General features: G+C 75.1%; 19 protein-coding genes. 12 read left to right on the top strand and 7 right to left on the bottom strand.

Translation table 11 applies throughout. The annotated features are described in order from the left end of the window. Positions 1 to 9 precede the first annotated feature (9 nt). Positions 10 to 1,572 carry an ABC transporter substrate-binding protein gene (locus tag Sru01_RS00410; protein WP_203981762.1) on the bottom strand — a complete coding sequence of 521 codons (1,563 nt, stop codon included), beginning with the start codon at positions 1,570 to 1,572 and terminating at the stop codon, positions 10 to 12. A 145-nt stretch (positions 1,573 to 1,717) separates the two neighbouring features. On the opposite strand from Sru01_RS00410, the gene Sru01_RS00405 reads away from it, so the two are divergent. Both Sru01_RS00405 and Sru01_RS00400 read left to right on the top strand, forming a co-directional pair. Continuing rightward, a complete protein-coding gene (locus Sru01_RS00405; protein WP_203981761.1) occupies positions 1,718 to 2,623 on the top strand; it encodes a MurR/RpiR family transcriptional regulator in 906 nt (301 codons plus the stop codon). Further along, positions 2,620 to 5,514, top strand: coding sequence for an FAD-binding and (Fe-S)-binding domain-containing protein (locus Sru01_RS00400; RefSeq protein ID WP_239136649.1), 2,895 nt, complete (start codon positions 2,620 to 2,622; stop codon positions 5,512 to 5,514). Before Sru01_RS00405 ends, Sru01_RS00400 begins: the two co-directional genes overlap by 4 nt. A gap of 154 nt (positions 5,515 to 5,668) precedes the next feature. On the opposite strand, the gene Sru01_RS00395 is transcribed toward Sru01_RS00400, so the two are convergent. Both Sru01_RS00395 and Sru01_RS00390 read right to left on the bottom strand, forming a co-directional pair. After that, positions 5,669 to 6,328 (bottom strand): response regulator, encoded by a 660-nt coding sequence (locus Sru01_RS00395; protein WP_203981760.1) that lies wholly within the window; start codon positions 6,326 to 6,328, stop codon positions 5,669 to 5,671. Beyond that, entirely contained in the window at positions 6,325 to 7,431 is a 1,107-nt protein-coding gene (locus Sru01_RS00390) for a sensor histidine kinase (protein ID WP_203981759.1), read from the bottom strand. The genes Sru01_RS00395 and Sru01_RS00390 overlap by 4 nt, the downstream gene beginning before the upstream one ends. Positions 7,432 to 7,566: 135 nt before the next feature. Here Sru01_RS00390 and Sru01_RS00385 point away from each other — a divergent pair, with 135 nt between their 5' ends. Together Sru01_RS00385 and Sru01_RS00380 are read left to right on the top strand one after the other, a co-directional pair. After that, complete coding sequence (locus Sru01_RS00385; RefSeq protein ID WP_203981758.1) at positions 7,567 to 8,274, top strand: ABC transporter ATP-binding protein; 708 nt, start codon at positions 7,567 to 7,569, stop codon at positions 8,272 to 8,274. Then, on the top strand, positions 8,271 to 9,080 hold the full coding sequence (locus Sru01_RS00380) for a hypothetical protein (RefSeq protein WP_203981757.1): 810 nt from the start codon (positions 8,271 to 8,273) through the stop codon (positions 9,078 to 9,080). Before Sru01_RS00385 ends, Sru01_RS00380 begins: the two co-directional genes overlap by 4 nt. A 3-nt stretch (positions 9,081 to 9,083) precedes the next feature. Here the strand turns inward: Sru01_RS00380 and Sru01_RS00375 are convergent, their stop codons facing one another. Continuing rightward, a complete protein-coding gene (locus Sru01_RS00375; RefSeq protein WP_239136647.1) occupies positions 9,084 to 9,773 on the bottom strand; it encodes a DUF4230 domain-containing protein in 690 nt (229 codons plus the stop codon). Positions 9,774 to 9,949: 176 nt separating this feature from the next. Next, positions 9,950 to 11,296, bottom strand: a complete 1,347-nt coding sequence (locus Sru01_RS00370) for a hypothetical protein (protein WP_203981756.1) — start codon at positions 11,294 to 11,296, stop codon at positions 9,950 to 9,952. A 339-nt stretch (positions 11,297 to 11,635) separates the two neighbouring features. On the opposite strand from Sru01_RS00370, the gene Sru01_RS00365 reads away from it, so the two are divergent. The 3 genes from Sru01_RS00365 (at position 11,636) to Sru01_RS00355 (ending at position 15,001) form a co-directional block, all read left to right on the top strand. Next, positions 11,636 to 12,226: a MarR family winged helix-turn-helix transcriptional regulator gene (locus tag Sru01_RS00365; protein WP_203981802.1), complete on the top strand. Its 591-nt coding sequence runs from the start codon at positions 11,636 to 11,638 to the stop codon at positions 12,224 to 12,226. A 210-nt stretch (positions 12,227 to 12,436) separates the two neighbouring features. Continuing rightward, entirely contained in the window at positions 12,437 to 13,399 is a 963-nt protein-coding gene (locus tag Sru01_RS00360) for a tetratricopeptide repeat protein (RefSeq protein ID WP_203981755.1), read from the top strand. 192 nt (positions 13,400 to 13,591) lie between these two features. Beyond that, positions 13,592 to 15,001 carry an NAD-dependent malic enzyme gene (locus Sru01_RS00355; protein WP_203981801.1) on the top strand — a complete coding sequence of 470 codons (1,410 nt, stop codon included), beginning with the start codon at positions 13,592 to 13,594 and terminating at the stop codon, positions 14,999 to 15,001. Here the strand turns inward: Sru01_RS00355 and Sru01_RS00350 are convergent. Continuing rightward, on the bottom strand, positions 14,988 to 15,707 hold the full coding sequence (locus Sru01_RS00350) for a hypothetical protein (protein ID WP_203981754.1): 720 nt from the start codon (positions 15,705 to 15,707) through the stop codon (positions 14,988 to 14,990). The two genes, Sru01_RS00355 and Sru01_RS00350, sit on opposite strands and share 14 nt — an antisense overlap. A 164-nt stretch (positions 15,708 to 15,871) precedes the next feature. Here Sru01_RS00350 and Sru01_RS00345 point away from each other — a divergent pair, with 164 nt between their 5' ends. Beyond that, positions 15,872 to 16,450, top strand: a complete 579-nt coding sequence (locus tag Sru01_RS00345) for a YqgE/AlgH family protein (protein WP_203981753.1) — start codon at positions 15,872 to 15,874, stop codon at positions 16,448 to 16,450. A 39-nt stretch (positions 16,451 to 16,489) separates the two neighbouring features. On the opposite strand, the gene Sru01_RS00340 is transcribed toward Sru01_RS00345, so the two are convergent. Then, positions 16,490 to 17,101: a TetR/AcrR family transcriptional regulator gene (locus Sru01_RS00340; RefSeq protein ID WP_203981752.1), complete on the bottom strand. Its 612-nt coding sequence runs from the start codon at positions 17,099 to 17,101 to the stop codon at positions 16,490 to 16,492. A 136-nt stretch (positions 17,102 to 17,237) separates the two neighbouring features. Between Sru01_RS00340 and Sru01_RS00335 the strand changes: the two genes are divergently transcribed. The 4 genes from Sru01_RS00335 (at position 17,238) to Sru01_RS00320 (ending at position 21,031) form a co-directional block, all read left to right on the top strand. After that, on the top strand, positions 17,238 to 18,809 hold the full coding sequence (locus Sru01_RS00335; RefSeq protein WP_203981751.1) for a DHA2 family efflux MFS transporter permease subunit: 1,572 nt from the start codon (positions 17,238 to 17,240) through the stop codon (positions 18,807 to 18,809). A 62-nt stretch (positions 18,810 to 18,871) separates the two neighbouring features. Then, positions 18,872 to 19,123 (top strand): DUF3039 domain-containing protein, encoded by a 252-nt coding sequence (locus tag Sru01_RS00330; RefSeq protein WP_203981750.1) that lies wholly within the window; start codon positions 18,872 to 18,874, stop codon positions 19,121 to 19,123. 110 nt (positions 19,124 to 19,233) lie between these two features. After that, complete coding sequence (locus Sru01_RS00325; protein ID WP_239136645.1) at positions 19,234 to 20,175, top strand: zinc metalloprotease; 942 nt, start codon at positions 19,234 to 19,236, stop codon at positions 20,173 to 20,175. A gap of 97 nt (positions 20,176 to 20,272) precedes the next feature. After that, entirely contained in the window at positions 20,273 to 21,031 is a 759-nt protein-coding gene (locus Sru01_RS00320) for a hypothetical protein (RefSeq protein WP_203981749.1), read from the top strand. Positions 21,032 to 21,092: the final 61 nt, after the last annotated feature.

Here is a 21,092-nt window from a genome sequence, read left to right as displayed (position 1 = left end):
GTTGGGCGGCTACTGGACGGTGGTGGTGCGCAGGTACTGCAGGGAGCCGTTGGCCATCGGGGTGAAGCCCTGGACGCCCGACGCGGTGGCCGTGTAGTTGTACCCGGCGAACAGCCACACCCAGGCGGCGTTGTCCTCCAGCTCGGCGGCCACCTTGTCGTAGATCGCCTTGCGGGCGGCCTGGTCGGTGGTCGTCCGGCCCTGCTCGAAGAGCCGGTCCAGCTCCGGCGAGCTGTACCCGGCGACCTTGTTCAGGTTGCCCTTGCTGGTGAAGTAACGGCCGTACATGCCGTCGGGGTCGGGGCGGCCGCCGTTGAGGGCGACGGCGGCGTCGAAGTCGGCGGCGACCCAGCGGTCCACGAACGCGCCGGACTCCAGCACCTCCAGGTCCAGGTTGATCTTCGCCTCGGCGAGCTGGGCCTTCAGGCTCTGCGCCTCGTTGACCGAGGTGGCGTACTCGCCCTGCGAGACGATGGTCTTGATGGTCACCCCGCCGCTCTTGCCGGCCTTGGCCAGGTGCTCGGCGGCCTTGGCCAGGTCCCGGGTCGGGCAGGGGCGCCGCGCCGGGTCGGAGCGGAAGGCCGGCGAGGTGATCGGGCCGGTCACCTCGCCCTCGCCCAGGGCGGCGGTCTGCAGCACCTGCTCGCGGTCGACGGCGCACTGGATCGCCAGGCGCACGTCCTTGTCGCCCAGCTCGCCCCGGCGGGAGTTGAGCTGCAGGGCGTGGTAGCTGAGCTGCGGCGTCTTGGCCACCGAGACCTGGCCGGTGGCCGCGGTCCTGGCCACCAGCGGGTCGTTGAACACCGCGAGCTGGACGTTGCCGGACTGCATGGCCGAGACGATGGACGACTCGTCGGGGATGACGCGGAACTCGACCGCGGCCACCTTCGGCTTCTCCTGGCCCCAGTACTTGGGGTTGGCGGCCAGGGTGAGCGACTGGCTGGCGACCCGGCCCTTGAGGGTGAACGGCCCGGTGCCGTTCGGCTTGGCGGTCAGCGCGGCCTCGGTGTCGTCGGAGGAGAGCATGGCCACGTTGACCGAGGCGAGGTTGGACGGCAGCGCCGCGTCGGGGGCGTTCAGCTTCAGCACCAGGGTGCGCGGGTCGGGGGCCTGGACGGACTTCACCGAGGCCAGCGTCGAGGCCGCGACCGCGGCGGTGGCCTCGTCCATGATCTTGTCCAGCGAGGATTTGGCGTCCGCGGAGTCGAAGGCGCTGCCGTCGGCGAAGGTGACCCCCTCGCGCAGCGTCAGGGTGAGGGTGCGGCCTTCGTCGGAGGCCTTCCAGGCGGTGGCCAGGCCCGGCACCGTGTTGAGGTCCTTGTCCAGCTCGGTCAGGGTGCCGTACAGGTTCTGCAGCACGTTGACGGCCTGGAACTGGGTGGCCTTCCACGGGAAGAGCGTGTCGGGGTCGGAGGTCACGCCCACCACCAGGGTGCCGCCGCCCGCCCCGCCGCCGGAGGCCGACCCGCCCCCGCCGGAGGTGGAGGACGACGAGCAGCCGGCCAGCGCCAGCAGCGCGGCGGCGCCGGCGGCCGCGGCGGCGCGGAAGGTCGTTCGGGATGGGTGCCGCATAGGGTCTCCTCGGGGGTGCTGACGATGCCGCGCACCGGGCGCGCGTCGGTCACCCAGGAAGCATCCGTGGTTCAACTTGGTAATAAAAGTACACGGGAACTGGCCGGTTGTGTAATTTCTTTCCACAGACGACGACAGGAGCGCCATGAGCGGAGAGGCAGGCGGCCGCGAGGACGCCGGGACGGTGCTGGTAAGGATCCGCTCGGCGCTACCCGGGTTACGGCCCGCCGAGCGCCGGATCGCGCAGATCTTCGTGGACGCCCCGGCGGAGGCGGCCAACCTGTCCATCGCCGAGCTCGCCGCCCGGTGCGGCACGTCCACCACCTCGGTGGTGCGGTTCTACAAGCGGATGGGCTACGCCCACTACAAGGACTTCCGCATCGCCTTGACCAGGGACGTCACCTGGGAGCGGCTCACCGTCGCCAACCTGCCGGAAAGCTCGGGCGACATCGAGCGCGACGACACCCTGCCGGAGATCGTGTCCAAGGTCGCGATGACCGAGACGCTCTCCATCGCCGACACCGCGCGCACCCTGGACGTCGCCGCGCTCGGCCGGGCCGTCGAGCTGGTGCTCGCCGCCCGCCGGCTGGACAGCTTCGGCGTCGGCGCCAGCTCGTTCGTCGGCCTGGACCTGCAGCAGAAGCTCACCCGGATCGGGCGCACCGCCATCAACTGGCGCGACCCGCACTCGGCATGGACGTCCGCGGCCACCCTGGACCCCGAATGCGTGGTGATCGCGATCTCGCACAGCGGCGGCACCGCCGACACCGTCGAGTTCCTGGCCATCGCCCGCCGGGCCGGCGCCCGGACCATCGCGATCACCAACTTCCCCGGCTCGCCGCTGGCGGCCGGCGCCGACGTGGTCCTCACCACCGCGGCCCGGGAGACGCGGTTCCGCTCCGGCGCGCTCGGCAGCAGGATCGCCCAGCTCATGGTGGTGGACTGCCTGTTCACCGCGGTCGCCCGGGCCTCCTACGATGAATCGATGGAGGCGCTGCGCAGCACTTACACGGTCGTGCACGACCGCGCGTCCGGCGGCCGCGGCCGATGAGCCGCCCCCCGCGCGAGCACGACCAGGTGCCGGTCAGCTCGCGGATGACCGACCGGCTGGCGATGGCGCACGACGCCTCGCACTACCTGCTGGTCCCGCGGGCCGTCGCCACCCCGCGCGACACCGGCGAGCTGGCCCGCCTGCTGCGCGAGGCCGGCGAGCGCGGCACGCCGGTCACCTTCCGCTCCGGCGGCACCAGCCTCAGCGGCCAGGCCGTCACCGGCGGCGTGCTGGCCGACACCCGGGCCGCCTTCCAGCGCGTCGAGGTGCTCGACGGCGGCGCCCGGGTGCGGGTCCAGCCCGGTGCGACGCTGCGCCAGGTCAACGCCCACCTGGCCCGGTACGGCCGCCGGCTCGGCCCCGACCCGGCCAGCGAGGTCGCCTGCACGATCGGCGGCATCGTCGCCAACAACTCCAGCGGCATGGCCTGCGGCACCGAGTTCAACACCTACCGCACGCTCGACTCGCTGGTGGTCGTGCTGGCGGACGGCACCGTGCTGGACAGCGGCGCCCCCGACGCCGACGAGCGGCTGCGCGCGCTCTCGCCCGGGCTGTGGCACGGGCTCGCCGGGCTGCGCGACCGGGTGCGCGGCAACCCCGAGTCGGTGCGCACGATCCGCCGGCTGTTCGCCATGAAGAACACCATGGGTTACGGCGTCAACGCCTTCCTGGACTGGGACCGGCCGGTGGACGTGCTGGCCCGGCTGATCGTCGGCAGCGAGGGCACCCTCGGCTTCGTCGCCGAGGCCACCTTCCGCACGGTGCCGGCCCACCCGGCCGCGGCCACCGCCCTGGCGATCTTCCCGAGCCTGCGCGCCGCCACCGCCGCGCTGCCCGCGCTGACCGGCGCCGGCCTGGCCACCATCGAGCTGATGGACGCCACCTCGCTCGCTGTCGCCCGGCGCTCGCCGGACAGCACGCCGGAGCTGTCGGCGCTGCGGGTGGCCGGGCACGCCGCCTTCCTGATCGAGTACCTCGGCCCCACCCCGGCCGACGTCGCCGCGCGCCGCGCCGCCGGCGAGGAGGTCCTGCGCGGGCTGGAGGTGGTGGCGCCGGTCGCCTTCACCGAGGACGCCGGCGAGCGCGCCGCGCTGTGGAAGATCCGCAAGGGCCTGTACACCGCGGTCGCCGGCGCCCGCCCGCCGGGCACCACCGCCCTGCTGGAGGACGTGGTGGTGCCGGTGCCGCTGCTGCTCGGCACCTGCGAGCGGCTGCTGGAGCTGTTCGAGACCCACCGGTACGAGCAGAGCGTGATCTTCGGGCACGCCAAGGACGGCAACGTCCACTTCCTGCTGAACGAGCGCTTCGACGACCCGGCGGCGCTGGAGCGCTACCGGCGGTTCACCGAGGACATGGTGGAGCTGGTGCTCGGCAACGGCGGCTCGCTGAAGGCCGAGCACGGCACCGGGCGCATCATGGCCCCGTTCCTGCGCCGGCAGTACGGCGACGAGCTGCACGAGGTGATGTGCGAGATCAAGCGGCTGTTCGACCCCGGCGGCGTCCTCAACCCCGGTGTGGTCATCTCCGACGACCCCGAGGCCCACCTGCGCGACCTCAAGACCGTGCCGCCGGTGGAGCCCGAGGTCGACCGGTGCGTCGAGTGCGGCTACTGCGAGCCCGCCTGCCCGTCCCGGCGGCTCACGCTCACCCCCCGGCAGCGCATCGTGCTGCGCCGCGAGATGCGCGCCGCGCGGGACGCGGGGAACGACGGCCTGCTGGCCGAGCTGGCCGCCGACTACGACTACGACGGCCTGGACACCTGCGCCGCCGACGGCATGTGCCAGGTCGCCTGCCCGGTCGGCATCGACACCGGGGCCCTGGTCCGGCGGCTGCGCGGCGAGCGGGCCGGTGCCGCCGGCGAGGCGCTGTGGGATGCCGCCGCCCGGCACTGGGATGTGGCGGCGCGGGCCGGCGGCGCCGCGCTGACCGCGGCCGGCGCGCTGCCCGGCCCGGCCGCGGCCGCGACCCGGGCCGGGCGGGCGCTGCTCGGCGCCGGCGCCGTCCCCCGGTACGACCGCGGCCTGCCGCGCGGCGGGGCCCGCCGCCGGCCCCGCGCGTCCCGGGCGCCCGAGGCGGTGTTCTTCCCGGCCTGCGTCGGCGCCATGTTCGGCCCGGCCGGTGACGGCCCGGGCGCCGGCGCCGCGTTCCTCGCGCTGTGCGAGCGGGCCGGCGTCGAGGTGACCGTGCCGGAGGGCGTCGCGGCGCTGTGCTGCGGCACGCCATGGAAGTCCAAAGGCCTGGACCGGGGGCACGCCCGGATGGCCGGCGCGGTGCTGCCGGTGCTCGCCGCGGCCTCGCGCGGCGGCGACCTGCCGGTGGTCTGCGATGCCGCCTCCTGCACCGAGGGCCTGGCCGGGCTGCGCGCCGCCGCCGCCCAGGACGGCGTTCCAGGCGCCGGCCCGGACGCTGTCCCAGCCGGTGTCCCAGCCGGTGTCCCGGCCGGTGTCCCAGCCGGTGTCCCGGCCGGTGTCGCGGCCGGCGGCCCGGACGGCGTCGCGCTGCGCTTCGTGGACGCGGTCGAGTTCGTGCACGACCGGGTGCTGGACCGGCTGGAGGTCACCGCGCCGCTGCCGTCCATCGCGCTGCACCCCACCTGCTCCACCGCCCGGCTCGGCATCGACGCCAAGCTGGCGGCGATCGCCCGCCGGATGTCCGGCGAGGTGCTGGTGCCGGTCGACTGGGGCTGCTGCGCCTTCGCCGGTGACCGCGGCCTGCTGCGGCCCGAGCTCACCGCCTCGGCCACCGCGGCCGAGGCGGCCGAGGTGACCGCCCGCGAGCATGCCGGGTACGCCTCGGCCAACCGCACCTGCGAGCTGGGTATGACCCGGGCGACCGGCCGCCGCTACGAGCACATCCTGGAACTGCTCGAACGCGCCACCCGCCCGGGGTGATCCGGTCGCCCGCCGTTGATGACGGAGACCGGCGGCCGGCGCACGGACACGACCGCCGGGCCGGGCGCCGCGACCACGGCCCGCCGTGCCGGACGGGCGGGCCAGGAGCGCGGCCACGGCGGTGGCCGGCTGACCGCCGGGCGCGGCCCGGCGGTCAGCCGGCCGGTGTGGCCAGCCCGTGGCGGTAGGCGTAGGCGACGGCCTGGGCCCGGTCGCGCACCCCGGTCTTGGCGAACAGCTTGTTGATGTGGGTCTTCACCGTGGCCTCGGTGATGTAGAGCTCCTTGGCGATCTCCGCGTTCGACCGGCCCCGGGCGATCGCCTCCAGCACCTCGGCCTCGCGCGGGGTCAGCCCGTCCGGCAGGTCGCGCGGCTGCCGGCCCGCCGACACCATCTCCAGCAGCCGGCGCTGCACCGCCGGGTCCAGCTGGGCGTCCCCGCGCCGCACCCGGGCCACCGCCTCGGCGATCTCCTCGGCCCGCGCGTCCTTGGTGAGGTAGCCGCGGGCGCCCGCGCGCAGCGCCGCGAACACCGACTCGTCGTCGGAGTAGGTGGTCAGCACCACGACCTGCGTTCCGGGGTGCTCCTCCCGGATCCGCCGGGTGGCCTCCACGCCGCCCATCCGCGGCATCCGCAGGTCCATGAGCACCACGTCCGGCCGCTCGGCCGCGACCAGCAGCAGCGCCTCGGCGCCGTCCGCGGCGGTGCCGACCACCTCGATGCCCGGCAGCAGGCGCAGCAGCAGCACCAGCCCCTCACGGACCACGGTCTGGTCGTCCACCACGAGCACGCGCGCGATCTGACCCTCGCTCACGCCGGCACCCGCAGCCGCACGGCGAACCCCGGCCCGTCCGGGCCGGCGGCCAGGCTGCCGCCGATCAGCTCGGCGCGCTCGCGCATCCCGGTCAGGCCATAGCCGCCCCCCGGGGCGGCGGCGGCCGTGCCGGGCACGCCGGTGTCGCGCACCTCCAGCTCGCTGCCCGCCGCCCCGCACCGCAGGACGATCTCCACCTCGGCGGCCGGCGCGTGTTTCTGCACGTTGGTCAGCGCCTCCTGCGCGGTGCGGATCACCGCCAGCCGGGCCTCCGACGCCAGCGCCTCCGGATCGCCGTGCACCGTGACCGTGCAGCGCGCGCCGGTCGCGGTACGGAAGCCCTCGGCCAGCCGGGCCAGCTCGTCGGCCAGCGGGACGCGCTCGCCGCGCAGCGCGGCCACCGCCCGCCGGGCCTCCTCCAGCCCGGCCCGCGCCATGTCGCTGGCCCGGTTGACCCGGTCGAGCACGCGCTCGCGCTCGCCCCCGCCCTGCAGCAGCAGGCGGGCGCCCTCCAGGTGCAGGATCTGCGCCGACAGCGCGTGCGCGAGGATGTCGTGGATCTCCCGGGCCAGCCGCTGCCGCTCGGCCAGCACCGCCTCCCGCGACCGCGCGCGGGCGACCGCCGCCGCCTGCCGCCGGGTCTCGGCGATCTGGGCGATGCCGGCCGCGAAGAACACCGACCAGCCGAGCCCGGCGGCCACGCCCAGGGTGGCGTTGGACGGCAGGCCGGTGCAGTGCGCCACCAGGACGTGCCCGATGACACCGCCGACCGCCAGCACCACGGCCTGCCACAGCCGCATCCGGAACGGTGCTGTCCAGACGGTGACGAACAGCACGCCCAGCCCCGAATAGGGCGTGACCGCGTTGAGCACCAGGGCGGCCAGGGTGGCCGCCGCCAGCAGCGCGGCGTCGCCGGTGCGGCCCGCCCCGCGCAGGGCCGCCAGCCAGCACGCCGTTCCCGCCAGGTACAGCACCGCGCTCAGGGCGCCCCCTGGCAGCCCTCGGGCGAGCACGGTCTCCACCATGCCGACGACCATGCCACCCAGCACGTACGCGGCGACGAGCGCGCCGGTCGCGTAGTGCCACCAGGGTCGTCGGGTCACCCGAGCACGGTATCCCGGCGCGGCCGGGCGGCGCCTCCACCCGTGGGTGGGTCCGCGTCCACCCCCGGCGGTGATCCGCGCCGTCCACCCCCGGCCGCACGACCGGGGGCGCTCCGGCGGGGCAGGCTGGTCCGCATGCCGACCATCACCGTGACCAGTCTCAGCAAGTCCTACGGCCGGGTCCACGCCGTCCAGGATCTCTCCTTCACCGTCCGGCCCGGCCGGGTCACCGGCCTGCTCGGCCCGAACGGCGCCGGCAAGAGCACCACGCTGCGCGCGATCCTCGGCCTGGTGAAGCCCGGCTCGGGCGCCGCGCTGATCGGCGGGCACCGGTACGCCGACCTGCCCGACCCGCCACGCACGGTCGGCGCGGTGCTGGAGGCGACCGACTTCCACCCCGGCCGCACCGTCCGCACGCACCTGCGCGCGCTGTGCGTCGCGGGTGGCCTGCCGCCGGGCCGGATCGGCCGGGTCCTCGCCGAGGTGGGGCTGGACCACGCCGCGGACCGGCGGGCCGGCGGGCTCTCGCTCGGCATGCGGCGGCGGCTGGCCCTGGCCTCGGCGCTGCTCGGCGACCCGCCGGTCCTGGTGCTGGACGAGCCGGCCAACGGCCTCGACCCGCAGGGCATCCACTGGCTGCGGACCACGCTGCGCGAGCTGGCCGGCCAGGGCCGGACCGTGTTGCTGTCCACCCACCTGCTGGCCGAGGCCGAGCAGGGCGCCGACGACCTGGTGATCGTGGACGGCGGCCGGCTGGTCGCGGCGGGCACGGTGGCCGAGCTGGTCGGTGCCCGCGCCGGCCTGGAGCAGGCGTACCTCGACCTTCTGGGGGAGGGACGATGACCGGCACCGGTGCCGCGACCCGCCCGGGAACGCCGCTGGGCCGGCTGGTCGCCGCCGAACTGATCAAGGCGCGGGGCACCCGCGCGGTGTGGCTGCTCGCGGCGGGCGCGGTGCTGTTCGCGGTGGCCTGGGCGGTGGTGAACGTGCTGGTCCTGCTGCCGATGGCCGGTTCCGGCGACCCGGGACGGCAGGTCCGCGACTCCTACAGCATGGCCCAGCAGGGCTATCCGTTCGCGCTGCTGCTCGGCATCGTGGTCACGGCCGGCGAATACCGGCACCGGACGATCACCTGGGCCTTCCTGGTGACCCCGCGGCGCGGGCCGGTGCTCACCGCCCGGCTGGCCGCCTGCGCGGTCCTCGGGCTGATCGCCGGGGGCGCGGCGGCGGTGGCCGCCTCCGCCGTCACCGCGCCGCTGCTCCACCTGGCCGGCCGGCCGATGACCGCGCCCGGGCTGCCGTGGGTGCTGTTCGGCTCGGTGCTCGGCACCGGGCTGTGGGCGGCCCTGGGCGCGGCGCTCGGCGCGCTGGTGCGCAGCCAGGCGGCCGCGACGGCGATCGCGTTCCTGTGGTTCTTCTACGCCGAGTGGTTCCTGGTGATGCTCCTGCCGTCGGTGGGCCGCTGGGTGCCCACCGGGGTGGCCAAGGCGGTCAGCGGGTGGAGCCGGGACGGGATGGTGGGCTTCGACGGCCGGCCCATCCCCGGCGCGCTGCTGCCGCCGGTGGCGGCCGGCCTGGTCTTCGCCGGGTACGTGCTGGCCGCGGCGCTCGCCGCCCGGCTGACCGTGCTGCGCCGCGACGTCACCTGACGGTCAAGGCTCGGTGGCGTAGGTCACCGTCACCTTGGTGAAGCCGAGCGACTTGAGCATGCCTTCCAGCATCAGCTTGGTGTTCTGGTCCGCCCGGTTGCGCAGGTCGCTGGACTCGGCCGCTTCGGCGATCTTCTTCTCCGCGAGCAGGTAGAGCTCCTGCTGGTTCTGCGGCGAGTTCGACAGCATGTCCTGCACCCGGTCCAGGATGCCGCGCTGCTGGGCGTAGACGTAGGAGCGCTTGTTGTCCAGGTTCGGCTTGTCCAGGCGCGCCTTCGGCAGCCGTACGGTGACCTCGGTGCGGTCCGCCGAGACGGTGATCGCGTCCTTGGGCAGCCCGGAGAAGTCGACGTACGCCGCCACCGAGCCCGCGCCGACGAACAGGGTGCGGGTGCCCTTGACCGAGTCGGGCAGGAAGGCCGCGTCCTTCTCCAGGTCCACGATGACCTGGAAGTTGCCGCTCGCGGCCTGGAAGCGGCTCATGTTCTGGATGGACTGCAGCAGCACGGGCTGGCTGCGGTCGACCGTGGACTCGCCGAACGGGTCGAGGTAGGACCAGGCGAGCCGGCCGGCCACCACGAGGAGCACGAGCACCACGAGGGTCCCGGCGAGGATGCGCCGGCCGCGGCCGGACCGGCGCGCCTCCGGCGCCGCGGCCGCCGCCGTCTGGGGGGAGGACGTCGGGCGGTTCACGCCTCCTCTACTTCCCGGGATCCGCCTTTTCTCACATTCCCGGCGTCCACCGCTTTCCACCCGCCGGCCGGGCGGTGCCGCTGGTCGAGCCGCGATTTTCGGCACGTGTCAATATTGGTGATTCGGGCGGATAAACACCGCCAATTCCATATATCGGGCAGGAGCCCGGCCCGGGATCAGCCGGCCGGCGTGGTCGGATAGGGGGAGCCGGGAACCGGTCCGCGCCCCGCGGGCACCGTGCTCTCCCGGCCGGTCGCACCGGTGCCCGGCCGGCCGGCGGCGGCACCCGAGGCGCCGCCGCCGAAGTGCGAGCCGCGCAGCCGGCAGGTGGCGAAGTCGGTGTAGAACATGCGCAGCCAGTCGCGGCGCTGGTCCTCGGCCAGCCCGGAGAACCACCCGGCGGCCGCCTGGTGCGCCGGCAGCCGGCCGGCCGGCAGCGGCGCGCCGCGCAACCAGGCCGACACGATGGCCCGATAGCCGTCCGTCGCCGGATCCGGGCAGGCCCGGGCCAGCCCCCCGACGAACTCGGCGGCGGCCCGGCCGGCGAACCCGGGAGCCAGGTCGTCCACGTGGATCACCACCACACCGCCCGCCGCGGGCGCCGCGCCGTCCCGCGGGCGCTGCTCCACCCGGGCGAACGCCGCCGGGGTGCCGGCCAGCCGGGCCGCCAGCGAGGTGAACGTGGTGCCCAGCTCGGTGAGCCCGCCGGCCATTCCCGGATGCACGCAGACGGTGATCGGCCACTCCTGGCAGCTGTAGTCCACCGGCCCGGCGGCCGCCTCGGCCGGTGGACCGGCGGCCAGCCGCACCATGCCGGTGCCCGCCGCCGCCACCGCGAGCAGCGCGGCGGCCAGCGCGGGCAGGCGCCGGGTCACCGCGGCCGCCCACACCAGCAGCAGCGCGAGCGTGGCTCCGGCCAGCCACAGCGTCTGGCCGGCCGGCGCCGCCGGGCTCAGCCCCTCGAAGGGGTCGTACCGGTCGGGCGCGGCGGGTGCCAGCCGCTCCGCCCAGGGCAGGCCGGCGGGCAGCCAGGTGAACAGGCCATAGGCGGCCAGCCCGGCGGGCAGCGGGGTGCCCCCCCACGGCAGCGCCCAGCCGATGACCCAGCCGGCCGCCGCGTACAACGCCAGCCCGGCCGCCCCCACCGCGAGCCCGCTCGGCGCCAGGTGGCCGGCCTGCTCGGTCAGCACCGCCTTCATGGCCAGCAGCGTCACCGTGGCGCAGAACGCGGCCACCACCACCGCCATGATGGCCAGCGGTGCCTTCAGCACCTGCCAGGCGCCGGGCCGGCGGCCCCGGACGGCGCGGCGCCGCCGTACCGCGACCCAGGCCGCGAAGGCCGCCGCCACCGGGCCGGTCAGCCGCAGCGAGCCTATGACCGCCGCGACGATGTTCTCCCACGCCGAAATGCCGGGTATCAGGACGCTCCACGCCGCGAGCAGGCCGAGCGCGAGCAGCAGTCCGACCGCCACCAGCGCGCTGTGCTTCAGCTCCTCGCGTGAAACGCCCCCGTGCTCAAGCACGGCCCCGCGCGGCCGGGAGCCCCGGCCACGCCGCCTGCAGGTTGTGCATCAGAAAACGACCCCCCGTAGCGGAGGCGCGCGCCGCCCGCGACGGACGCCGCCCCATGGCGTCCGGGCCCGCTCACCGCCCGCCGCCCGGCCGTCGCGGCACGCGTCGCGCGGCCCGGCCGGCGGCATGGCTCTCCCCGTGCTTTGGACCGGGCTTTGCCGCGCCTCACCTCTTGCCATGCCAACCATAACGGAGCGTGATGTTTGCCGGGCGGCTTCTTGGGGACCCGATGAAACCTCGATCACCCTGCGTCAGTGGCCCCGGCCAGGCGCTAGCGTATCGGTGTGTCCATCGGTGTACCGAAGCCGCTCAATCTGCCGTTCGACCCCATCGAGCGCGCCGCGGAGACCTGGCGTCTCCGCTTCGGGCCGTCATCCGCGATGGCGGCCGTCACATCGATCATGAGAGCGCACCAGATCCTGCTCGGGCAACTGGACACGCTGCTCCGGCCGCATGATCTGACCTTCGCCCGCTACGAGGCGCTGGTGCTGCTCACCTTCAGCCGGACCGGCGCGCTGCCGCTGTCGCGCATCGGCGACCGGCTCATGGTCCACCCGACCAGCGTCACCAACACGGTCGACCGGCTGGAGCGCGCCGGCCTGGTCCGCCGGATGCGCAACCCCAAGGACGGGCGCGGCGTGCTCGCCGAGATCACCGGCAAGGGGCGCGAGGTGGTCGAGCGGGCGACCGCCGACCTGATGGCCGCCGACTTCTGCATGACGATGTACGGCGAGGGCGAGCTGGCGGAGATGTTCGCGATGCTGCGCACCATCCGGGTGGCGGCCGGCGACTTCCCGGCGGCGCCGGAGGCAGGCCCGGCGGAGGCCGGCGTGCCGGAGGCGGCCGGCCGCCCGGCCGGCGGGCGATCGTCCGGGCGGTGACGCGCACGGGCCGGTGGCGACGCGACCGGTGGTGACGCGCACGGGATGGGCGGTGACGCGGAGCCCTGGGCGGTGACGCGCGGGGCCGGAGGCCCGGAGGCGGTGACGTGCCGACCCTGGACGGTGGCAGGTGCCGCGCCCGGCGCCGGCGGCCTCCGGCGGACGCCCCGCCCGGCTCTCACCGCCCGCCGGATACGGCAGGATTGGACTATGAGCCCAGCGGACTTCACCCGACGATCGTTGCAGGGGGCCGTGGACCTCGGTGCGCGCAAGCAGGCACTGGAAGCCCAGGCGCGCCGCGAGGCGGCGGCCCAGGCCGGCCCGGGCGGCGCCCCCGCCGCCTCCGCCGCGCCCGGCGGCGCCACCGTGATCGACGTCACCGACGCCACCTTCGCCACCGAGGTGATCGAGCGCTCCATGCGCACGCCGGTGATCCTCGACCTGTGGGCCACCTGGTGCCAGCCGTGCAAGCAGTTGAGCCCGATCCTGGAGAAGCTGGCCGCCGAGGCGGGCGGCCGGTGGGTGCTCGCCAAGGTCGACGTGGACGCCAGCCCGCAGGTCGCCGGCGCGCTCCAGGTGCAGAGCATCCCGACGGTGCTCGCGGTGTTCCAGGGCCAGGCGGTCACCGGCTTCCAGGGCGCGCTGCCCGAGCAGCAGGTGCGCCAGTGGCTGGACCAACTGCTGACGGCCCTGGCGCAGTACCTGCCCCCCGAGCCCGAGCCCGGCCAGGAACGGCCGGAGGAGGCGGCCGGCCCGCCGGTCGACCCCGACCTGCTGGCGGCCGAGCAGGCCGTCGAGTCCGGTGACCTCGACGCCGCCGCGGCGGCCTACGAGCGGCTGCTGGCCCGCTCGCCGGCCGACCCGGACGCCAAGATCGGCCTGGCCGGCGTCGGGCTGGTCCGCCGCACCCAGGATCTCGACCCGGCGGCGGTGCTGCGCCGCGCGGCCGGCGATCCGGCCGACGTCGAGGCGCAGATCCAGGCGGCCGATATCGAGATGCTCGGCGGCCGGGTGGAGGAGGCGTTCGACCGGCTGGTCAAGGCGGTGCGGCGCACGGCGGGCGACGACCGCGACCGGGTGCGCCGGCACCTGCTCGGCCTGTTCGAAACGCTGCCCTCCGACGATCCCCTGGTGGCCAAGGCCCGGCGGGGGCTGGCCAGCGCGCTGTTCTGACCGGCGGCGGACCGTGGCAGGCGCCCGCGCACTCGTGCGCCGCCGCCCGGTCCGGCCGTCCCGGCCGGGCGGCCGACACGCCCGGCCGCGTCTGGCACCATGGGATGACCCCCGAAGGGGCAGGCGAGCCGGATGCGCGTCCCGGGCACCCGTGCGAACGCCACCACGAGCACCGCAAAGGAGCGGATCGACGTGGCCACCGTGCCGAGCGTGTCGTATTCGATAACCGTCCGCCTGGAGGTGCCGGCCGGCGGCAAGGCCGTCAGCCAGCTCACCCACGCGGTGGAGAACGCGGGCGGCGTGGTCACCGCCCTCGACGTGACCAACGCCGGTCACGAGAAGCTGCGCATCGACGTCACCTGCGCCGCCAGGGACACCGACCACGCGCAGACCATCGTGGACAGCCTGGACTCGGTCGAGGGCGTCGCGCTGCACAAGGTGAGCGACCGCACCTTCCTCATGCACCTGGGCGGCAAGATCGAGATGCAGTCGAAGGTGCCGCTGCGCAACCGGGACGAGCTCTCGATGGCCTACACCCCCGGGGTGGCCAGGGTGTCGCTGGCGATCGCCCGCAACCCCGAGGACGCCCGGCGGCTGACGATCAAGCGCAACACCGTGGCGGTGGTGTCCGACGGCTCGGCCGTGCTCGGCCTCGGCAACATCGGCCCGGCGGCGGCGCTGCCGGTCATGGAGGGCAAGGCGGCGCTGTTCAAGCGGTTCGCCGGCATCGACGCCTGGCCGCTCTGCCTGGACACCCAGGACGTCGACACCATCGTCGAGATCGTCCGCTGCATCGCCCCCGGCTTCGGCGGCATCAACCTGGAGGACATCTCCGCGCCGCGCTGCTTCGAGATCGAGCGGCGGCTGCGCGAGCTGCTGGACATCCCGGTCTTCCACGACGACCAGCACGGCACCGCCATCTGCGTGCTGGCCGCGCTGACCAACGCGCTGCGCGTGGTCGGCAAGTCGCTGCCGGAGGTGCGCATCGCGATGGCGGGCGCCGGGGCGGCCGGCAACGCGGTGCTGCGCCTGCTGCTCGCCGCCGGCGCCCGCCACGTGGTGGTCTGCGACTATCTGGGCGCGGTGCACCTGCGGCGCGACGACCTGGACGACTCGCTGCGCTGGATCGCGGAGAACACCAACGCCGAGGGCTACGCCGGCGACCTGCGCGGCGCGGTGAAGGGCGCCGACGTGTTCATCGGCGTGTCGGCTCCGGGCATCCTGACCGGCGACGACATCGCCACCATGGCCGACTCCGCCGTGGTCTTCGCGCTGGCCAATCCCGAGCCGGAGGTCTCGCCGGACGACGCCCGCGAGCACGCCGCGGTGGTGGCCACCGGCCGCTCCGACTACCCGAACCAGATCAACAACGTGCTGGCGTTCCCTGGCGTGTTCCGCGGCCTGCTGGACGCCCAGTCGCGCACGGTCACCGAGGCCATGCTGCTGGCCGCGGCCAACGCGCTGGCCAACGTCGTGTCGGAGGAGGAGCTCGGGCCGAACTACATCATCCCCAGCGTCTTCCATCCGGACGTGGCGGGCGCGGTCGCCGCCGCGGTCCGCGAATCGGCCGGCGGGAAGGTGCGCGGCCTCACCGAGCTGTGAGCCCGCCGGTCCCGCCGCCCGCACCGGGCAGCGGGCGCGGCGCGGGCCGCCGCGCCAGGGCGCAGGCCGGGGCGCGGCCCGGCCAGATCGCGGCGAGCCACCACAGCATGGCGCCGAAGACGACGAGCCCGGCCGCGGTGGCGGCCCGGCCGTAGAGGTCGGCGGGCGGCCCGGTGTAGGGCAGGTGCCGGACGCGGGGCAGGTAGTGCGGGTGCCGGTGCAACAGCGGGTTGTACCGGTGCGCGCGCCAGGAGGACCCCGACCCGCCGGAGGACCCGCCCTCGGCGTAGCGGTACTCGCCGTACTCGTAGGCGCGGTCCTCGGCGGAGTCGCACCGGGACCAGACCTGGTGGCGGGTGGTGCCCTGGCCGTCGACCGTGACGGCGATGCGCTCGGTGGTGCGCGGGGCGACGTGCACCGGGACGCTGCGCTGGACGCCCGGCCACAGCACCCCCTCACGCACCAGCGTGTCCCCCCGGTACACCGAATATCCGGTGGTGCCGCGGCCGCGCGGCGCGGTCATCACGACCTCGGCCCGCCCGGCGGGGCACTCGACCCCGGACACCGTGACGGTGACCCGATCGCGCGGGCCGGTGCCGTCGCCGCGGAGGCCGGCGGAATGTGACAGGTGCGCGGACGGGGCGGCGCCGACCGCGCCGGCCGCGCCGGCCGCCATGAGCGCCAGTAGTGCGAGGCGGTTCACCATTTCGCTCCCTTCGCGGTCGGTGCGGGTGGGATCGGTCCGCCGTCCCACACTCCATGATACGGAAAGTACCCGTTCAATCACTGATAGTAAGGGTGGGTAAGCGGAAAGACCGTTCTGGCCGCGGGAAGGCGCGCGTTGCGCCGCGGACCCGTCATGATGGATGCATGGCGGAGGCGATCTACGTCGGCGGGCTGCTCGTGGCGACGCCCCTGCTGGACGACCCCAACTTCCGGCGTGGCGTGGTGCTGATCCTGGAACACGACGAGGACGGCGGCACCCTGGGTGTCATGCTCAACCGGCCCAGCGAGGTCACCGTCACCCAGGTGCTCCCGTCGTGGGACGCGCTGGTGACCGGGCCTCCGGTGCTCTTCGAGGGCGGCCCGGTGCAGACCGACAGCGCGCTGGCCCTGGCCGCGGTGCCGAGCGGGCAGGAGCCGCTCGGCTGGCGCCGGCTGCACGCCGCCGCGGCGGCGGTGTCCCGGCTCGGCACGGTGGATCTGGACGCGCCGCCGGAGATCCTGGCCGGCGAGATCACCCAGATGCGGATCTTCGCGGGTTACGCCGGCTGGGCCGCCGGACAGCTGGAGGCGGAGATCCGCGAGGGGTCGTGGTACGTGGTGGAGGCCGAGCCGGGCGACACCTTCGACTCGCGGCCGGACGCGCTGTGGCGGTCGGTGCTGCGCCGCCAGCCGGGCGAGCTGGCCTTCGTGGCGACCTGCCCGGACGATCCCAAGCTCAACTGACCCGGCCGGCTCGGCCGGCTCGACGGGTGCCGCCCGCGTTCACCGGTCCCGGTCCCGCCGCAGTGCCTCCTGGGCGAGCGTCAGGGTGGCGTCCACGTCGGCGATCAGCGCGGCCAGGTCGCGCGGCGCGGCGCCGGGACGGTTTAGGCCGACCCGCAGCGCCGAGGTGGCGAAGGCGACCAGCAACTCGGGGCGCCGATCGGTGTCCGGATCCACCCCGAGGCGCCGGGCGATCTCGGCGGTCAGCCGCCGCTCGGTCTCCAGCAGCCGGCGGAAGCCCGCGGTGGCCAGCGCGGGGGTGGTGTCCATCAGGCGCCGCTCGCTGAGGAACCGCGCGATCTCCTCCGGAGGGCCGGAGGTGGCGGTGCGCACGAAGGCGCGCAGCGCCTCGATCAGCGCGTCGAACGCCGGCTCGTCGTCCGGCCGGGCGGCCAGCGCGGCGAAGACCAGCTCCTCGTGCTCGGCCAGGAAGTCGAGGGCGAGGTCCTCCTTGGTCTTGAAGTACCGGAACAGGGTGCGCGGCGAGATGTCGGCGGCGGCGGCGATCTGCTCGACCGTGGTCGCCTCGTAGCCCTGCCGGAGGAACAGCTCGTAGGCGGCGTCCACCAGCGTGGCCCGGGTGCGGTGCTTCTTGCGCTCGCGAAGCCCCACGGTTGCCACCTCCTCGACGGGTCCGTGCACATGGTGCCACGAGTCGCGCCGGGCACGGTTACAGCCATTGCCATCTGTCATTGACTGCCATAAGTTACTTGCTGCCATAATTTTTCGCACGATCAATGGGGGACTCATGGCCCAGGCGCTCGCCCGGCCGTCCGGCGCGCCCGCGCGGCCCGGCCACGGGCATCCGTGGTTCACGCTGCTCACCGTCGCCCTCGGCGTCATCATGGTGATGCTCGACGGCACCGTGGTCGCCGTCGCCAACCCGGTGATCGGCCGGGACCTGAACGCCTCGCTCGCCGATCTCCAGTGGGTCACCAGCGGCTACCTGCTCGCGCTGGCGGTGTTCCTCATCACGGCCGGCAAGCTCGGCGACCTGTTCGGGCACAAGCGGGTGTTCCTGGTGGGCGTCGTGGGGTTCGCCGCCACCTCGCTCGCCATCGGCCTCAGTTCCTCCATCGGCCCGCTCATCGCGCTGCGCGTCCTGCAGGGCCTGTTCGGCGCGCTGCTGCAGCCCGCCGCGCTCGCGCTGCTGCGCGCCGCGTTCCCCGCCGGGCGGCTGAGCATGGCGATCGGCATCTGGGGCGCCGCCGTCGGCGTGTCCAGTGCCGCCGGTCCCATCGTGGGCGGCCTGCTGGTGGAGAACGTCGGCTGGCAGTCGGTCTTCTTCATCAACGTCCCGGTCGGCGCGGTCGCGCTGGCGGCCGGCCTGTGGGTACTGCGGGAGAGCCGGGCGCGGCCGCTGTCCCGGATCGACGTCCCCGGCGTGGCGCTGCTGTCCGGCGCGATGTTCTGCCTGCTGTGGGCCATCATCAAGGCCCCCTCCCGGGGCTGGGGCGACCCTTGGACCATCGCCTTCCTCGCCGGCGCGGTCGTGCTCGGCGCCGGCTTCGCGCACTGGCAGCGCCGGTCGGCCCAGCCGCTGCTGCCGCTCGGGCTGTTCCGCAACGTGTCGGTCTCGGCCGGTACGGCGCTGATGGTGCTGATGACCTTCTCGATGTTCGGCGCGATGTTCTTCCTGACGTTCTTCCTCCAGGGGGTGCACGGGCTGTCCCCGCTGGACGCCGGCCTGCGCATGCTGCCGCTGACCGCGGGCATGGCCGTCACCTCGCCGCTGGCCGGTGCCCTGCTGACCCGGTTCGGGCCCAAGGCGCCGATCGCGGGGGGCATGCTGGTCACGGCGGCGGCGATGTTCCTGCTCTCCCGGATCGGCATCGACGCCGGGTACGCCGACACCGCGGTGCCCTTCGCGCTACTCGCCGCCGGCCTGTCACCGGTGATGGTGGGCGCCACCGAGGTGATCGTCGGGAACGCGCCCGAGGAGTTGAGCGGCGTGGCCGGCGGCATGCAGCAGTCGGCCATGCAGGTCGGCGGCGCGCTCGGCACCGCGGTCCTCGGCGCGCTGATCACCGCGGAGGTGGCCGGCGTGCTGCCCGGCCGGCTCGCCGAGGCCCGGATCCCGGTCACCCCCGCCCAGGTGGAGGCGATGAAGGACGCCGTCGCGCTCGGCGCCGCCCCGGTGCCGCCCGGCGCCGCCGCGCCGGTCGCCGAGGCGTTCACCCGGGCCGCGCACCTGTCCTTCCTGGACGGCATGCACTTCGCGTTCGCGGTCGCGGCGGCGGTCGCCGTGCTGGCGGTCCTGCCGGCGCTGCTCGTCCGCCCGGGGCGCCCGGCCGGCGCCGCCCCGGTCCACGCCGGCTGAGATCGGCGGCGCCGCCCGGCCGGGCGGCGGGCCGGGGCGGCGCGCACGTAGACTCGTATCCCGTGAGCACGAAGATCCTTCCCGAGAGCGAAGTCCGCCCGAAGCTTTCGCACGGCGACGGGGACCACGAGCGGTTCTCCCACTACGCCGACAAGAACAAGATCACCGAAAGCATGGTGACCGGCACGCCGATCAGGGCTCTCTGCGGCAAGGTGTGGGTGCCGAGCCGCGACCCCAAGAAGTATCCGGTGTGCCCGGAATGCAAGGAGATCTACGGGGGCCTGCCCAAGGGCGAGTCCGGCGGCGACGGCTGAGCCGGCCGGACATCCGGTCGGCCGCGCCGGTCGGCCGAGTGTTGCTCCCGGCCGATCGGCGGCGATGAGGTTAGCGTCAGCACTCCGATCCGACTCGACGGAGGGAGTGCATGGTGCGGCGGGCGCTTGCCGTGTCCCTGGCCGGCCCGCTGGCCTGGTCGCTGGCCTCTTCGGCGTTCCTGGCCGGCCCGGCGTCCCCGGGGGCCCCGCCCGCCGGGGCGAGCGTGCCCGCCGGCCCGCCCGGCTGCCGGCCCGGCCGGGTCGGGCACCGCGACGGGCGCGCCACCGAGCCGTACGCGCCCGAGCCGGCCGAGGCCGCGCGCATGCTGGACGGGATGCGCCGCCGGCTCGCCGAGCTGCCGCCCGCCGCCCGCCGGGCCGGTCCGGTCACCGTGCCGGTGCACGTCCATGTCATCACCGACGGGCCGCTCGGCGCCCCCGACCGCGCCCTGCGCCCGCAGATCGACGCGCTCAACGCCGCCTACGGCGGGCGGCTCGGCGGCGTGGACACCGGCATCCGGTTCGTGCTGCGCGGGGTCACGCACACCGCCAACGCGGCCTGGTTCCACGAGCCGCTCGGCAACGAGGCGCCGATGAAGCAGCGCCTGCACACCGGCGGCGCCGGCACGCTCAACCTCTACATCGCCCAGCTCGGCCGGCTGGTGCTCGGCTACTCCACCTACCCGCACTGGTACCGCGACCATCCCGAGCTGGACGGCGTGGTGATCGACTGGCGCAGCCTGCCCGGCGGAGCGCTGCGCGACTTCTCCCGCGGGTACACCGGGGTGCACGAGATCGGGCACTGGCTCGGCCTGCTGCACACCTTCGAGAACGGCTGCTCCGAGCCCGGCGACTCGGTGGACGACACCCCGCCCGAGGCGCTGCCCACCACCGGCTGTCCCGAGCGCCGGGACAGCTGCCCCGAGGCCGGCGACGACCCGGTGCACAACTTCATGGACTACGCCCACGACCGCTGCATGTCGGAGTTCACCGCCGGTCAGGCCGCCCGGATGCGCGACATGTGGGTCGCCTACCGCGCCCCGTCCTCCTGAGCCGCGTGCGCCCGGACCGGCCGGAACCGGAATCGAATGATCCGTTGACGGATGGCCGCCCGGGATGCGAATACTCGAAGCACCGGGAGGGGGTGCCGTGGAGGAACGGCGGATCGGGCGGCGGCCGTACGAGCGGCACGGGTGGCCGCCGGCGGAGGAGCCGGAGGAACCGGAGGAGCCCGAGGAGCCCGAGGAGCCCGAGGAGCCCGAGGAGAACGGCGGGCTCGTCCCGGACCCCGCCGCGCTGCCGCCGTCCGCCCGGGTGTACGGCACCCCGGAGGTCCCCGCGCGCGCCGTGGTGCCGGCCCGGCTCCGGCGCGTCCTGGCGTACGCCGGCGCGGTGGCGGTGGCGGCGGCCCTGGTCGCCGCGGCCGTCGGGTTCGCCGCCGCCCGGCTGTCGGATCCCGGCCCGCCCGGCACGGTCGCCGACCCGGTCGCCGGGGTCGGCTACCCGCTGCCGCCCGGCTGGCGGCGGGCCGAGGTGCCCCCGGTGACCGGGTTCACCTCCGCCGTGACGCTCGACGGGCAGGCGATCGTGCTGGCCAGGCCGGCCGGCGCCGGTGAGGGGCCCGCGTCGCGGGACGCGGCGCTGCGGCTCGCCGACCTGTATGCCCGGCTGCTGCTGCACGGCGACACGGTGACCGTCGCCGATGACCGGGCGGTGCGCGCCGCCGGATTCACCGGCCACTCCCGGGCCCTGGTCGCCACCTACACCGACGTGGTCAACCGGCCCGCCTACCTGCGGGTGACGCTGCTGTCGCGGGCCGGGCGCGAGGTGGTCCTGGTGGGGATGGCCCAGCCGGGCGACGCGTCCCGCCGCGCCGCGGTCGACGCGGTGCTGGGCGCGGTGCGGTGACGCGGCCGCCCCGCCGGGGCGGCCCTTCCGGGGCGGCCCGGTCGCGGACGCCGTCCTGCGC

Source organism: Sphaerisporangium rufum (assembly GCF_016863395.1).
GTDB lineage: Bacteria > Actinomycetota > Actinomycetes > Streptosporangiales > Streptosporangiaceae > Sphaerisporangium > Sphaerisporangium rufum.
The sequence above is the reverse complement of the archived record's forward strand: the minus strand, read 5'-3'. Positions and strand labels throughout refer to the sequence as shown.

Bases quoted from the DNA above. Each gene is read 5' to 3' on its own strand.
- Sru01_RS00325 (WP_239136645.1), top strand. From the start codon at position 19,234: ATGGTGCGGCGGGCGCTTGCCGTGTCCCTGGCCGGCCCGCTGGCCTGG.
- Sru01_RS00400 (WP_239136649.1), top strand. From the start codon at position 2,620: ATGAGCCGCCCCCCGCGCGAGCACGACCAGGTGCCGGTCAGCTCGCGG.
- Sru01_RS00350 (WP_203981754.1), bottom strand. From the start codon at position 15,707: ATGGTGAACCGCCTCGCACTACTGGCGCTCATGGCGGCCGGCGCGGCC.
- Sru01_RS00385 (WP_203981758.1), top strand. From the start codon at position 7,567: ATGCCGACCATCACCGTGACCAGTCTCAGCAAGTCCTACGGCCGGGTC.
- Sru01_RS00380 (WP_203981757.1), top strand. From the start codon at position 8,271: ATGACCGGCACCGGTGCCGCGACCCGCCCGGGAACGCCGCTGGGCCGG.
- Sru01_RS00410 (WP_203981762.1), bottom strand. From the start codon at position 1,572: ATGCGGCACCCATCCCGAACGACCTTCCGCGCCGCCGCGGCCGCCGGC.
- Sru01_RS00345 (WP_203981753.1), top strand. From the start codon at position 15,872: ATGGCGGAGGCGATCTACGTCGGCGGGCTGCTCGTGGCGACGCCCCTG.
- Sru01_RS00335 (WP_203981751.1), top strand. From the start codon at position 17,238: ATGGCCCAGGCGCTCGCCCGGCCGTCCGGCGCGCCCGCGCGGCCCGGC.
- Sru01_RS00405 (WP_203981761.1), top strand. From the start codon at position 1,718: ATGAGCGGAGAGGCAGGCGGCCGCGAGGACGCCGGGACGGTGCTGGTA.
- Sru01_RS00360 (WP_203981755.1), top strand. From the start codon at position 12,437: ATGAGCCCAGCGGACTTCACCCGACGATCGTTGCAGGGGGCCGTGGAC.